The following is a 12,914-nucleotide window of genomic DNA, read 5'->3' as shown; positions in this document are numbered from 1 at the left end:
CGTGCCACCGGCGGCCGCCCCGGCGAGCACATCCCCGCCCGCCCCGTGACCGTCTCGGTCCAATCCGCCGGCCGCCCCATTCCCACACCTCCGGATCGAGGTGTTGCGACGACCAGTTGAATCCGCCCAAGATACGTCGGATGCCTACCATCGCGTCCTGAAACGCCACGGCGCGCGCCCGTCGGTCGACGCCACCGGAGTGTGCTGGGACAACTCCGCCGCGGAGTCGTTCTTTGGAACACTCAAGAACGAACTCGTCCACCGGGAAACCTATCCGACCCGCCGCGCCGCCCGTACCGCGATCGCCGAATACATCGAAGTCTCCTACAACCGGCAGCGACTCCACTCCACGCTCGGCTACCGCACCCCAGAACACATCGAGCGCGTATACCACTCAACTCAGAACGAAGTGAAGGAAGCAGCATAAAGCTGCTATAGTCCGTCTACGTCCGTGTCCGAGAAACGGGCAGCACCTCAGTCAGTGTTCAGGCGACGCGGGTGTCATACTCCTCGCGATTGGCGAGCACCTCGTCCATGTGCGCCTCGGCCCAATCCTTGATGCCGCGCATCATGTGGTGGAGCGAGAGACCCAGGTCGGTCAGCTCGTATGTGACGGTGACCGGCACGGTCGCCGTCACGGTGCGGGTGACCAGGCCGTCGCGCTCGAGGGAGCGCAGCGTCTGGGTGAGCATCTTCTGGCTGACCCCGGCCAGCCGGCGGGCCAACTCCGAGTAGCGCATCGCTCGTGGCTCGCCGACACGGTTGCTGCCGGGGGCGTGCGGGCCGTCGCTGCCGAGAGCTGCCAGGACCAGCGTCACCCACTTGTCGGAGATCCGGTCGAGTAGCTGGCGGCTGGGGCAGCGTGCCAGGAACGCGTCGTAGTCTGCCTGCGCCTGTGCCCGCTTCTGGGCTGCCGTCAGTGTTGGCATCGACTGCTCCTTCCTACCGGGCGGTGCCCTACGCACTGTGAGGTGCGTACTTCCTAGTGGAGAGTTATCCCTCAATAGTGATGTGGGATGACCGTCGAACACAAGCCCACAGGGAGTGAACCCATGAGCATGTCCACCTTCCGCACCGCCGTCGTGCGCACCCCGGGCGGACCCGGCTCGATCGAGATCATTGACGTTCCCGTTGCCGAGCCCGGGCCCGGCGAGGTCCGGGTCGAGATCGCCGCTGCGCCGGTCAACCCCGTCGACCTCGGGGTCGCGGGTGGCTTCTTCCATGCCATGGGGCTGATCAATCAGCCGGAGCGTACCGGCCTGGGTTGGGACTTCGCCGGCATCGTCGTAGCCACCGGCCGCGGCGTGGATCTGGCCGTCGGTACCCGGGTCGCCGGTCTGGTGGTTGGGTTCGACCGCGACTTCGGCACCTACGCCGAGCAGCTCGTCGTGCCGGCCGCCGACCTCGCCGTCGTGCCCGACGGGCTGGACCTGGTCGCGGCGTCGACGGTGCCGCTCAATGGGCTGGCTGCGGCGCAGATCGTCGACCTGCTCGGTGACGCGCCCACCGGCGGTAACCGGCTGCTGGTGACCGGGGCGGCCGGCGCGGTCGGGGGGTACGTCGCCTCGCTCGCGCAGGACCGCGGCTGGCGGGTGACCGGCCTGGCCCGAGCCGAGGACGAGGAGTTCGTCCGCAGCCTCGGCGCCGGCTTCACCACGCACGCCGAGTCGGGCTGGGACGCGGTCGCCGACGGTGCCGTACTGCAGGAGCAGGGTCTCGCCTTGGTCCGTGACGGCGGGGCGTTCGTCGGTATCCGGCCGAACGCCGTGCCGGCCACGGAGCGCGGAATCACCGTAGCCGTCGTGGTAACGCACCCCGACGGCCCGCGATTGGGCGACCTGCTCGCCCGCACCGCGTCAGGCGAACTTCCGACCCGAGTGCACACGGTCGTGCCGCTGGACCAGGCCGCCGACGCCCACCGGGCCATGGCGAAGGGCGGGGTGCGCGGTCGCTACGTGCTCCAGCCCTAATGGCCAGCAACATCCAGCTCGACGATCCGACCATTCACGTCATTGGGCTACTCAACCGCCTGTACCTGTGGCCGGGCAAGTTCCTGGCTGGACGCGCCACGTGGTGCCCAGCCAGGAACGCCAAACCTCATCAACCCGACCGCGTGCAGGGAACCACGGACATCGACACCACGAGCGGTCGGTCGGACAGCCGTTCCACTTCCAAGGATGTGGAACGGGCCCGCGTGTCCGGGCCGGACATGACGGATCTTGGTCGTAACCTGCGGTCGTGCGTGGATCGCCCCCTTCGCCGTCGCCTCTCGGCCTGGCCGAGCTGCCCGAGGCCGCACGGGCGGAGGCGCTGCGCCGGTGGCGGGTGCTGCGCCCGTACCTGGAGGACGGGGTGCCACTTCCCCGCGCGGCCGGCGACGCGGGAGTGCGGCTGCGCACGGCCGAGCGGTGGCTGGCCCGGTACCGGACCGACGGGCTGGCTGGGCTCGTCCGGTCGGCGCGCTCGGACCGAGGCACGCGGCGGCTACCCAACGAGCTGCGGCTGCTGATCGAGGGCCTGGCCCTTCGTCCGCCGGGGTCATCCGCAGCGCACGTGCACCGCGTCGTCGCCGGTGTCGCCAAGGACCAGGGGTGGTCGGTGCCGGCGTACGCCACCGTGTACGCGGTCATCCGGGACATCGACCCGGCGATGCGGACCCTGGCCCTGGACGGGGACAAGCGGTACCGGGAGGTGTTCGACTTGATCCACCGCCGGGAGGCGTCCAGTCCGAACGAGATCTGGCAGGCCGACCACACCCAGCTCGACCTGTGGGTGCTCGGCCCGTCGGGCAAGCCAGCCCGGCCGTGGCTGACTGTGATCGAGGACGACCACTCCCGGGCCATCGCCGGGTACGCGGTCAACCTCGGCGCGCCGTCGGCGATCCAGACCGCGCTTGCCCTGCGCGGCAGGCGATCTGGCGCAAGAGTGAAGCGGGCTGGCATGTCTGTGGCATCCCCGCCGCCTTCTACACCGACCACGGCTCGGACTTCACCTCCCAGCACCTGGAGCAGGTCGCCGCCGACCTGAAGATCCGCCTCGTGTTCTCCCAGCCAGGCCGGCCGCGCGGCCGCGGGAAGATCGAGCGGTACTTCGCCACGGTCAACCAGAGGTGCCTGCCCACCCTGCCCGGCTACGCCCCACGCGGCACCAACGACCGGGCCGGACAGAGGCGAAGCTCAGCCTCGCCGAGCTCGACGCGGCGATTGGCCGGTTCATCGTCGCCGAGTACAACCAGCAGCCCCACAGCGAGACCGGCCAGCCGCCCCAGACCCGCTGGGACGCAGCCGGCTTCCTGCCCCACCTGCCCGCCAGCCTGGAACAACTCGACCTACTGCTGCTCACCATCGCCAAGCCGCGCAAGGTCCACCCCGACGGGATCCACCTGTTCGGCCTGCGCTACCTCGACGCCACCGTGCTCGGCGAGTACGTCGGCGAACCGGTCACCATCCGCTACGACCCGCGCGACATTGCTGAGATCCGTGTGTTCCACGACGACCGGTTCCTGTGCCGGGCGGTCTGCCCCGAGCTGGCCGCGCAGACCATCGGCATCAAGGAGATCACCGCCGCGCGCAACGCCCGCCGCCGCGGCCTGGCCCAAGGGCTGACCCAGCGCGCCGGCGTTGTCGACCGACTCCTGGCGGTGCACCAGCCACCCGACCCCGCGCCAGCCCCGCCGGACCCCGAACCGACGCGCCCCGCCTCGGCGCTCAGGCTCTACCGGGAGGACTGAGCCATGGCCGACCCCAGCGAGCGTGTCGCGGACACCCCCGAGCAATGGGCAGCCAAGGAGGCGACCGTCGCCGCGATGCCCACCCCGCCGGAAGTCGACGACGAGCCCGCGGCGGAAGCGCCGTTCGTCGTCACCAAGGAGTACCGGCGCTTCGCCGAGTTCGCCGACGCGGTACGCCGGGACCGCTACATCGGACTGTGCTACGGGCCACCCGGGGTCGGCAAGACCCTGTCCGCGCGCCGGTACGCCCACTGGGACCTCATCGAGCCTGCCGTCCAGGCCTTCAAGTTCTTCGAGCCCGACCGCGTACCCCGAAAGATCCTCGACACCCGCAGCGCGCTCTACACCCCCAAGGTCCACAACAGCCCCGGCCGACTCGACAAGGACCTGGCCTTCATCCAGGACCGGCTGTCCTGGATGATCCAGACACTCGAACACCCCGACCACGCCCCGCAGATACCGTCAGGCCGGTACGCCGAACTGCTCCTCGTCGACGAGGCCGACCGACTCAAGACCGCGACCCTGGAACAACTGCGGGACCGGCGTCGGGCGGATCCTGATCGGCATGCCCGGCATCGAGAAGCGCCTGGCCCGCTACCCGCAGCTCTACAGCAGCGTCGGGTTCGTCCACCACTACCGGGTGCTCTCCGCCGAGGAGCAGGCGTTCGTGCTGGCCCGCCACTGGCCCGAGCTCGGCCTGCACGACCCGGACGACTTCACCACCGCCGAGACCCTCGCCACGATCATCCGCATCACCAGCGGCAACTTCCGGCTCACCGCCCGCCTGATCGCCCAGATCAAGCGGGTCCTGGACATCAACCAGCTCTTCATAGTCACCAAGGAAGTCGTCGAGGCCGCCCGCGAGTCCCTCGTCATCGGCGTGCTGTGAGCCATCGGCCACGCCCGCACCGACACCGTCCGGATCTACACCCTCCTCACCCCAGATGACGCGCACCCATCTCGCCTTGCTGGCCAAGCGACCAGCGAGGCGAGCATGTCCTTACCGGAAGGCGTGGATGTGGCGCTGGGTCCAGTCGTCGAAGGCGCGCGGTGCGCGGCCCAAGATCTGCTCCGTGTGCGGGCTGATCCGCTGCTCTGCCGTGGTGGGCTCCCCGAGGATGGCCAGGGTGCCGTCGACCACCGGCTCGGGCATGAACCGCACCATCTGCGCGCGGGCTTCCTCACGCGTCTGGTCGACGAACCGGATCGGCTGGCCGAGCGCGTCGCTAATGATGTGGGCACGCTGTCGGGCCGTGGTCAGGGCCGGTCCCGTCAGTTCGTAGATCCGGCCGGCGTGATGGTCCTCCCTCAGGACCATGGCAGCGACCTCGGCGATGTCGGCTGGATCGACGACCGGCAGGCCGACGTCGCCGAACGGCGCGGCAACCGTCCGCTCGGTCTGAACTGACTCTGCCCACGCGTAGGCGTTGGACGCAAAGCCCCCCGGTCGCAGGATCGTCCAGGCCATGCCGGATTGCTGAACGACATTCTCGATGCCGCGCAGCGGTGCGTGGGAGACGGACTGCGGGCGGGTTCCGGCGGCTTGCGAGGAGAGCAGGACGATGTGTTCGACTCCACCGGCTTTCGCGACGTCGAGGATGTCGCCGGGGCTCAGATGCGCACCGGCACCCGCGACGAGCAGAAAGAGCGCATGGGCTCCGTCCACCGCCGGTCGCAGGGTCTCGGGCCGGGCCAGATCAGCCTGTTGGTATCGCACGCCTTCAGGGGTTGCCACCGGCAACGTTCCTCGCGATACCGCGGTCACCTGCTCACCGGCCGCGGTCAGTGCTTCTACGAGTACGCGACCGACGTTGCCGGTGGCTCCCGTTACTACGATCATGAACGGCTCCTCATGCTTCGACATCACCCGTGCCTCGATCGGGTGTAATCGCCGCCGCCCTGGTCTTGTTCGGCGGTGACCGGGCGAAGCTAGCATCACGGGTATAGTAGGTACCTACAGGAAAGTGACTATGTCGGAGGAGTCCGTGTGCAGCAGGACCAGGCGACCTGGATACCCTCGGCGTCAGCCGACCCCGCGCAGGCCTGCCCCGTCGCCCCGGTCGTAGACATCGTCTTCAGCCGGTGGACCACCCCGATCCTGTGGACGCTGAACTATCAGGGACGACAACGCTTCGTCGAACTGCAGCGGCGGATCACCACGATCACGCCGAAGGTGCTGACCCAGCGCCTCCGACAACTCGAACGCGACGGGCTCGTCGTGCGCACCTACCACCCCGAAGTCCCACCCCGGGTCGAGTACGAGATCAGCGACCTCGGCCGCAGCCTCGCTCCACTGTTCGCCCACCTCGCCGAATGGGCTACCGCCCGCCTTGACGAGGTGGAACAAGCCCGGCGCACCTACGACACAACGCCGCGGTAACGCCACTCCGCCACTGCCCTCCCGGAACAGTTCACTGAACCAGTCTTACGGGACATCACCGAGTGCGCGGTGCCGGTGTCAGTAGCCGGTTTCCTGCATTAACGTCAATCTGCGTGACCAGCGAGATCCTGCCGCCAACGACAACCTCGGCGTTCCCCTGTTCGCCGAGATGGAGCGCACCTTCACCGCCGAACGCGCCGCGAACGCCCGCGCAGTGGCTGAGGCCAAGGGCCGCCACGTCGGCCGGCCCATCGCCCACCCCACCGACAAGATCGAATACGCCCGGCTACTCAAAGCCCGAGGCGAGAGCCTGGGCGCGATCGCCACCAAGACCGGCATCCCGAAGACCTCACTGCACCGCTACCTGACAGACGTCGAACCCGCGACGACACAAGCGCAATAGCAGTGCAGGATCACCGCCACTTACCGGCGAAGATCACAACGCTCCTCGGTGGGGTGGCGGGCGGTCGCCGGACGGTGTCGACAGACGACCGTTTGCCGACACCGGGGACGCAAGCCATCAAGGTCCTTACCGGGCGCCCACCGCCTCGGCTTACTGAGCGCCGAAGGCTTGGGGTCGAGGAGGAACCGCGCAGAATTGAGTTAGGGCGGCCTGATCATCGGCAGCCGCTGGGTTGATGATCTGCGTGCCGGTGGAGTTCTTGACGGGTGCGCAGATTGCGGCGCGGGCGGTTCGAGGGTTGGTCCGCGTGGCGGAGCTGGAGCGGTTCTTCTTCCTGCACGGCTCTGCGCCGTGTCGGCTACGGTGAACGCATGTGCTGCTGCGCTGCTATGACCACCCGGACCGCCGTCTAGGGCGCGTATCTGGTTGTGATCAAAGGGGGGTCCGGGTGAACTCCTTGATCCAGATCATCGAGGCGCGGAGGTGAAGGCCGGCAAGGTAGCTGCCCGGGGTCTTGTCGTAGCGGGTGGCGATTCCCCGCCAGGCCTTCAACTTGTTGATCAGACGTTCGACGGTGTTCCGTTCCTTGTAGAGATCAGCGTCGTGGCGGACGGGGCGCCCCGCCCCTGCTGCCCTTCCTCGTGCGGTTGGCGGCCTGGTCGGCCTTCTCGGGAATGACGGCCTTGATGCCACGTCTGCGCAGGTAGGCACGGTTGCCGCGCGACGAGTACGCCTTGTCCCCGGCGACCGCCCCGGGTCGGGTACGGGGACGACCGACCGGCCCGGGTACCCGTACCTTCTCCAGCACGGGTATGAACTGCGGGCTGTCCGCGGCCTGCCCCGCGGTCAGCACGAACGCCAACGGCCGGCACCGCCGGTCAGCGGCGAGATGGACCTTGCTGGTCTGCCCGCCCCGCGACCGTCCCAGCAGAGCAGCGGTCAGCCGGACCTTGCGTCGGCGCCGGAGGTGTCGCCGTTGTTCCCGGCCGGGGTCGTCCACGATGTTCTGCCTGTCTTGTCCCTGCGTGCCGCCCCTTTTCGCCGGGTCTTCTCCTCCTCGGTGGCGGCTTTCTCCAGGGCGGCGATCACGTCTTCGGCCAGGTGCATCCCGGCAGCGTCGTGGTGCGCCCGGGCGGTGGTGGAGTCCACCCTGACCAGGGACAGGTCCACCTCACCCCGCTTCGCGGCCTCGGCGACCATGCCCTCCAGCAGGGCTTCGAAGGCACCGGCGTCCCGCCACTGCCGGAACCGGTTGTGGACCGTCGGCCAGGCACCGAACTCCGCCGGCATCTCCCGCCACTGCCCACCCGTCCGGAACCGCCAGAGCACGCCCTCGAACTGCGCCCGCAGCCGCTGCGGATACGGCCCGAACCTGCCAATCGGCAGGTAGGGCTCGATGAACGCCCACTCCTCGTCCGTCAACTGCACCCGTGTCATACACGACGACCTACCGGACCAGCCCCCGCCACCAGGACGAATCCCGCAGACAGATCACAACCAGATACGCGCCCTAGCGGCGGTACCAGGGCCGCGGTCACCGCGGTCCCGATGCCTGCCCCGAGCCGGGCAGGCATCGCTTTGGCGTACCGCCCGATCGGTGTCCCGCCGGCAGCCGCGTACGCGTCCAGCGCTGCGCTGTCGGCTCGTCCTGCCTGATCAGGGGAGTCATGTCAGCGCCGCAGCGATCCGACGCACAGGCACAACGCCAGGAACCCTTCCCGCACCCGTCCGCGGCCGGGCCCGCCGAGCGGCGGCTTGGCCTGTTCGCGGAGCCCGATCCGCGCGCCGCCACGATGATTCTGATGGTCGGTCTTCCCGGAGCCGGGAAGACCACCCGAGCCAGGCAGCTCGCCGCGGCGTACCGGGCGCTGCGGCTGACCCCGGATCACTGGATGGTCCCGCTGTTCGGTGAACCGATGGCCGACGGCAAGCGTTTCGTGCTCGAGGGGCGGCTTCTCGCGATCGCCCTGCAGGCGCTGCGGCTGGGGACCAGCGTCGTGCTCGACTACGGGCTGTGGGGCCGCGACGAACGCTCGGCGCTGCGCTGGCTGGCACGGTCGGCCGGGGCCGCCAGCCAGGTGGTCTATCTTCCCGTGGACCCCGACATCCAGCTCGCCCGGATCGCACACCGCCAGGCCACGGCGCCGCACCAGACGTTCCCGATGAGCGTCGCCGACGTGGACCGATGGCGTGAGCAGTTCCAGGTACCGGATGCCGCCGAGCTCGACGGCGGCGAGATCCCCGGCCCACCGCCCGGCTGGCCGGACTGGGCGCAGTGGGCGGCCGAGCACTGGCCTACCTGCACCGACAGCTAATGGCCGTCACCGACCAGTCACCGCGGCGAAGCCGGACGGTTCCTGCTGCTGGCTCATGGACCTGTCTTCTCGTCGGGCTCATCCTCGGGGCTGCGCAAGGGCCGCAGACCGATGCCTTGGGACGGTGGGGAGAAGGAGTAGCGGCCCAGGCAGTTGAGGTGGGCGTGCCCGAGCGGGGAGAGCCGGGCGATATCGGCGTCGTAGACGACGTGTCCGGCTTGGCGTAAGGCGGTGACGGCGGCGTCGAGGTAGCGGGTGTTCCACAGCACGACCGCGTTGAGGACCAGGCCGAGCGCGCCGAGCTGGTCTTCCTGCCCTTCCCGGTAGGCCTGGTAGATCTGCCCGCGGCGGCCGTGAAAGATCGTGCGGGCGAGTTTGTGGCGGGATTCCTGCACGGTGGTCTGGGTGTTCACCGCCCGGCGGTGGGTGTCGTCGAGCGGGTCGACCATCGCGAGCAGGTGCAGGGTCTTGGCGATCCGGCCGTACTCGGCGAAGGCCTGCCCCAGCGGGGTGGGGTGGCCGTCGCGGCCGAGCATCCGCCAGGTCAGGCCCCGCTTGTAGCCGAAGTACTTCGGTGACGGCCCCGCGTTGAGGGTGCGGACCGGGACGACGAACCGCAGCCCGTCGACGGAGGCGAGCAGACCGCCGCCCCACACTGCGGCGATCGGGATCCGGCTCTGCGCGTCGATGAGGGCGGCGTTCGCCGCCGTGTGGGTCTCGGCCCGCAGGTAGTTCTGGTCCACATGCGAGAGCCGCCCGCGGGTGAGCGCCTCGTCGTTCGGATTCATCACCGGGGTCAGGCCCACGTTGCAGCCCTCGGCGACCAGAAGCGCCGCGGCCGAGAGCGGGAGGTCCCGTATCCGCGCGGCCGCTCCGGAGACGTGGACGTAGGCGTCGAGGAACCCGGTCCAGGCGTGGACTTCCAGCAGCAGCTCGGGCAGGTCGACGCGGGGCAGCATCGCCGCCGTCCGCGCACGCAGCGCCTCCAGGCTCGCGGGAATCTCCAGAGCTTCGAGGCGTTCGACCGCGAGCCGCATGCGGCTGTCGCCGTCCGGCACGAGCTCCTCGACGACGGCGATCGCGCCGGCGACCCGCTCCCGCGGTGCGACCGCCTCCACCGCCGCCCAGGCCGCCGCGACGTCCACATTCCGGCCGCGGGTCGCTGCCGCGTCGAGAACGTCCACCAGGGCGCGGCCGGCCAGCGCCAGCACCCGCGATGCCCGCTCCAGGCGGGGCAGCCAGCCCAGCCGTTCGGCGTTCGACGCCTGCCGCGACGGGTTGATCAGCTTCGTGGCCATCAGCAACGCGAACAGATCCAGCGCGTCGTCGACCGCGACCGCGTCCAGATGCCGCGACACCGCCAGCAGCGTCGCGGTCCGCCGCGGCTCGGCCAGCTCTGCCAGGCTCGGCGCCTTGCTCGCCAGCCCGTACCGGGCCAGCGAGGCCAGCCGGTTCGCCGGCACCACCCGAGCAGTCCACCCGCCGTACCCCGAGCCCGGCCAGATCAGCCGCCCGGTCCAACGCCTTCACCAGCGCCGACCCCGACACCCGGGTCGGCGCGCGCCGCCACTCCTCCAACCGCGACACCCGCCCGCCCGGCGGCACCGTCAACGCACCAACCAGCACGGCCGGCAGCATCGGATCAGCCGCGGCGACCGCCTCAGCAAGCGTGGCGTGCATCCTGCCCGCCGCCTCGCGGACGGTGTTGACCAGCCGGGTCAGCACCGTGATCCCCGGCAGCAGCACCCGCCCTCGGCGCAGCCAGCCGACACCCTCGTCGAACAGCGCGCCGGTCCCTCCGCGTGCGTCCACGCCCGGCCGTCGAGGAACCGGCGGAACTCAGCCGCGGCCTGCTCGTCCTCGAACGGGCGGAACCCGTAGGCGTCGCGGATCTCCCAGGCATGCTCGTAGGCCGTCTTCGACCGCTCGGTGTACCGCTTCACACACGACACGTCCCCGATCCCCAACTGCTGCCCGAGGTACTCGACCACCGGCCACGGCACATCCAGCGGATCCTCCAGGAATAGCCCAGGAACCGCACCGTCGTCGCCTGCACCACGAACCCCAACCGGTTGTGATCACCCCGCCGGTCCGCGATCAGACCCCGATCGACGTCATCCAGGAAGAAGAACCGCTCCAGCTCAGCCCGCGACGGCACCCCCTGAAACCGGCCATACCGGGCCACCTGCGCATCAGTCAGGAACTCCAGCGGCACACCCCGGAACGTAACCAGTCAGACGCGCAGCGGGAACGGGTATCGGCGGACCCGACCACACCGTGGCCTAGATCATCGCTAGCGCCAACGGCTGAACGGTTCCTCCTCAACCCCCATGTTCTTCAACATCCTCGCCACCTTCGCCGAGTTCGAGGTCGACCTGCTGCGGATGCGCACCCGCGAGGGCATGGCCATCGCAAAGGCCAAAGGCAAGCTGCGGGGCAGGCAGCCGAAGCTCAGCGCCCGCCAACAGGCCCACCTCGTCGAGCTCAACGACGCGGGAAAGCACACCATCGCTGAGCTCGCCGAACTGTTTACCGTCTCCCGGGCCACCGTCTACCGGGTACTCGACCGCACCGCCCACAAGATCAATCCTTAGCGTTCAATCCTGCCGAAATCTGCGCCTTACCCCTACCCACCGCCCACCTGCACGTCAGCCGGCTGCAGGACCCGCTGCCAGCCGGCCCGTTCGACCTGGTGGTGTCCGCGCTGGCCGTGCACCACCTCGACGGCCCCGCAAAGGCGGACCTGTTCACGCGGGTCGCGGCCGTCCTGCGCCCAGGCGGCCGATTCGTCCTCGGTGATGTGGTCGTCCCCGACGATCCCCGGGACGCCCGCACTCCCACCAACGCCGCCCACGACAAGCCCAGCGGCGCGCGTGAACAGATCGGGTGGCTGCACGCTGCCGGCTTCCGGGCCAGGATCGCCTGGCAGCGCCACGACCTGGTGGTCCTCGCCGCCGATCTCCCCTGACCAGCCAGTCGTTCCCGGCCCGGTGTCACCTGCCGTCGAAGGCCGTCGAAGGTGTAGATCACCCGCACGTCGCGAAGGCGATCCGCGTCGTGCACCGTCGGGTCCGCGGTCGGTCAGGCTGCGTCGCGCAACAGGGGAGCGAGCCGTTCGAGCTGGTCGACCGCCGCGGGAAGGTCCGCCGCGAACGGGTGCACGAGCACATGATCGGCACCGGCGTCGAGATGCGCGATCAGCCGGGCCGCGACAGCAGCCTCGTCACCCCAGGCCAGGACGTCGTCGACCAGCCGGTCACTGCGCTGCCCGGCCAGGTCCGCCTCGCTGTAGCCGAGCCGCCGGTAGTGCACGGTGTAAGGCGAGTCCGAGGCGCCCACACCCAGAGCGAAAACCGCCCGCAGCCGTGCCCGGGCCGTGTCCGCGTCCGTGTCGAGCACGACGGCCTGGTGGGGAATCACCAGACGGTCCGGGCCCACGGCCGCCCTGGCCGCCGCCGTGTGCGCCACCGGTTGCAGGAACGGGTGCACGCCGTTGGCGCGATCGGAAGCCAGCCTGTGGGCGCGTGGCCCGAGCGCGGCGAGAACACGCGGATAGGCCGGAGCCGGCAGCTGCGCCAACGCCCGCGCGGCCTGGTCCATCGCGTCGAGATACTCCCGTAGACGGGTGAGGGGCCGGTCACCGGACTGGCCGCCCAGACCGAGCACGAACCGGCCGGGATACGCCTCGGCCAGCGTCGCGGCACCGGTGTGCATCGCACCCGCCGTGCGGGTGCTGATGTTCGCGATGCCCGTACCGACGACGATCCGCTCGGTCGCGGCGAGCATCAACCCGTGCTGGGTGAACGCCTCCCGGCCCCCGGTCGGCGCACCCGGCGGCGTCTCCCCACTCCACAGGGAGCCGTACCCGAGATGTTCGATCCGGGCGAACTGTGCGCGCTGCACCGCCACCGACGTCTCGAGCAAGGAGAACGGGGCTACCCACACCCCGAACCTGCCCAGCTGCCGCCGGGTCTCCGCTACCGCCACCACTGCTCCCCTCCACCACCCCCGACCAAACCGGAGGCTGCCTCCTGTAAGCGGACGCCACCGTAACAGGAGACTGCCTCCGCATGTGTGTGCGGGGTG

The 12,914-nt window shown here is 69.9% G+C and carries 11 protein-coding genes and 5 pseudogenes; 11 read left to right on the top strand and 5 right to left on the bottom strand.

Translation table 11 applies throughout. From position 1 onward, the window contains the following. Nucleotides 1-124: 124 nt before the first annotated feature. Nucleotides 125-427 (top strand): annotated as a pseudogene (locus FMEAI12_RS19010) (integrase core domain-containing protein); the annotation flags it as partial. Nucleotides 428-485: 58 nt separating this feature from the next. Here the strand turns inward: FMEAI12_RS19010 and FMEAI12_RS19005 are convergent. Beyond that, nucleotides 486-929, bottom strand: a complete 444-nt coding sequence (locus FMEAI12_RS19005; RefSeq protein WP_112107067.1) for a helix-turn-helix domain-containing protein — start codon at nt 927-929, stop codon at nt 486-488. 123 nt (nt 930-1,052) lie between these two features. Between FMEAI12_RS19005 and FMEAI12_RS19000 the strand changes: the two genes are divergently transcribed. The 5 genes and pseudogenes from FMEAI12_RS19000 (at nt 1,053) to FMEAI12_RS38375 (ending at nt 4,619) form a co-directional block, all read left to right on the top strand. Continuing rightward, the gene (locus FMEAI12_RS19000) at nt 1,053-1,970 is read left to right on the top strand and encodes an NADP-dependent oxidoreductase (RefSeq protein WP_112107066.1); all 918 of its coding nucleotides are present in this window, start codon (nt 1,053-1,055) and stop codon (nt 1,968-1,970) included. A gap of 268 nt (nt 1,971-2,238) precedes the next feature. After that, nucleotides 2,239-3,027 (top strand): leucine zipper domain-containing protein, encoded by a 789-nt coding sequence (locus FMEAI12_RS37230; protein WP_200835333.1) that lies wholly within the window; start codon nt 2,239-2,241, stop codon nt 3,025-3,027. An 82-nt stretch (nt 3,028-3,109) separates the two neighbouring features. Next, nucleotides 3,110-3,730 carry a Mu transposase C-terminal domain-containing protein gene (locus FMEAI12_RS37225; RefSeq protein WP_200835332.1) on the top strand — a complete coding sequence of 207 codons (621 nt, stop codon included), beginning with the start codon at nt 3,110-3,112 and terminating at the stop codon, nt 3,728-3,730. A 3-nt stretch (nt 3,731-3,733) separates the two neighbouring features. Then, nucleotides 3,734-4,222: pseudogene (locus tag FMEAI12_RS38380) on the top strand (AAA family ATPase); the annotation flags it as partial. Between the two features lie 73 nt (nt 4,223-4,295). Beyond that, a complete protein-coding gene (locus FMEAI12_RS38375; protein ID WP_235014192.1) occupies nt 4,296-4,619 on the top strand; it encodes a hypothetical protein in 324 nt (107 codons plus the stop codon). Between the two features lie 111 nt (nt 4,620-4,730). Here the strand turns inward: FMEAI12_RS38375 and FMEAI12_RS18985 are convergent, their stop codons facing one another. Then, a complete protein-coding gene (locus FMEAI12_RS18985; protein ID WP_112107076.1) occupies nt 4,731-5,570 on the bottom strand; it encodes an NAD(P)H-binding protein in 840 nt (279 codons plus the stop codon). 147 nt (nt 5,571-5,717) lie between these two features. Here FMEAI12_RS18985 and FMEAI12_RS18980 point away from each other — a divergent pair, with 147 nt between their 5' ends. Beyond that, nucleotides 5,718-6,110 carry a helix-turn-helix domain-containing protein gene (locus tag FMEAI12_RS18980; RefSeq protein ID WP_112107065.1) on the top strand — a complete coding sequence of 131 codons (393 nt, stop codon included), beginning with the start codon at nt 5,718-5,720 and terminating at the stop codon, nt 6,108-6,110. Nucleotides 6,111-6,279: 169 nt separating this feature from the next. Beyond that, nucleotides 6,280-6,513: a helix-turn-helix domain-containing protein gene (locus tag FMEAI12_RS18975; RefSeq protein WP_235014188.1), complete on the top strand. Its 234-nt coding sequence runs from the start codon at nt 6,280-6,282 to the stop codon at nt 6,511-6,513. Between the two features lie 432 nt (nt 6,514-6,945). Here the strand turns inward: FMEAI12_RS18975 and FMEAI12_RS18970 are convergent. After that, a pseudogene (locus tag FMEAI12_RS18970) lies at nt 6,946-7,950 on the bottom strand (IS5 family transposase). A gap of 356 nt (nt 7,951-8,306) precedes the next feature. Between FMEAI12_RS18970 and FMEAI12_RS18965 the strand changes: the two are divergent. After that, a complete protein-coding gene (locus FMEAI12_RS18965) occupies nt 8,307-8,828 on the top strand; it encodes an ATP-binding protein (protein WP_112107075.1) in 522 nt (173 codons plus the stop codon). 53 nt (nt 8,829-8,881) lie between these two features. Here the strand turns inward: FMEAI12_RS18965 and FMEAI12_RS18960 are convergent. After that, a pseudogene (locus tag FMEAI12_RS18960) lies at nt 8,882-11,043 on the bottom strand (Tn3 family transposase). Nucleotides 11,044-11,158: 115 nt separating this feature from the next. Here FMEAI12_RS18960 and FMEAI12_RS18955 point away from each other — a divergent pair. Both FMEAI12_RS18955 and FMEAI12_RS18950 read left to right on the top strand, forming a co-directional pair. After that, a pseudogene (locus tag FMEAI12_RS18955) lies at nt 11,159-11,422 on the top strand (helix-turn-helix domain-containing protein); the annotation flags it as partial. A gap of 98 nt (nt 11,423-11,520) precedes the next feature. After that, nucleotides 11,521-11,796 (top strand): hypothetical protein, encoded by a 276-nt coding sequence (locus FMEAI12_RS18950; protein WP_368672086.1) that lies wholly within the window; start codon nt 11,521-11,523, stop codon nt 11,794-11,796. Nucleotides 11,797-11,909: 113 nt separating this feature from the next. Here FMEAI12_RS18950 and FMEAI12_RS18945 read toward each other — a convergent pair whose 3' ends face one another. Continuing rightward, nucleotides 11,910-12,815 carry a TIGR03620 family F420-dependent LLM class oxidoreductase gene (locus tag FMEAI12_RS18945; protein ID WP_112107074.1) on the bottom strand — a complete coding sequence of 302 codons (906 nt, stop codon included), beginning with the start codon at nt 12,813-12,815 and terminating at the stop codon, nt 11,910-11,912. Nucleotides 12,816-12,914: the final 99 nt, after the last annotated feature.

The organism is Parafrankia sp. Ea1.12 (assembly GCF_900465275.1).
GTDB classification, from domain to species: Bacteria; Actinomycetota; Actinomycetes; order Frankiales; family Frankiaceae; genus Parafrankia; species Parafrankia soli.
The sequence above is the reverse complement of the archived record's forward strand: the minus strand, read 5'-3'. Positions and strand labels throughout refer to the sequence as shown.

Excerpts from the sequence above, each read along its gene's own strand:
- FMEAI12_RS19005 (WP_112107067.1), bottom strand. The coding sequence starts at position 929 with ATGCCAACACTGACGGCAGCCCAGAAGCGGGCACAGGCGCAGGCAGAC.
- FMEAI12_RS19000 (WP_112107066.1), top strand. The coding sequence starts at position 1,053 with ATGAGCATGTCCACCTTCCGCACCGCCGTCGTGCGCACCCCGGGCGGA.
- FMEAI12_RS38375 (WP_235014192.1), top strand. The coding sequence starts at position 4,296 with ATGCCCGGCATCGAGAAGCGCCTGGCCCGCTACCCGCAGCTCTACAGC.
- FMEAI12_RS18985 (WP_112107076.1), bottom strand. The coding sequence starts at position 5,570 with ATGATCGTAGTAACGGGAGCCACCGGCAACGTCGGTCGCGTACTCGTA.
- FMEAI12_RS18975 (WP_235014188.1), top strand. The coding sequence starts at position 6,280 with ATGGAGCGCACCTTCACCGCCGAACGCGCCGCGAACGCCCGCGCAGTG.
- FMEAI12_RS18965 (WP_112107075.1), top strand. The coding sequence starts at position 8,307 with ATGATTCTGATGGTCGGTCTTCCCGGAGCCGGGAAGACCACCCGAGCC.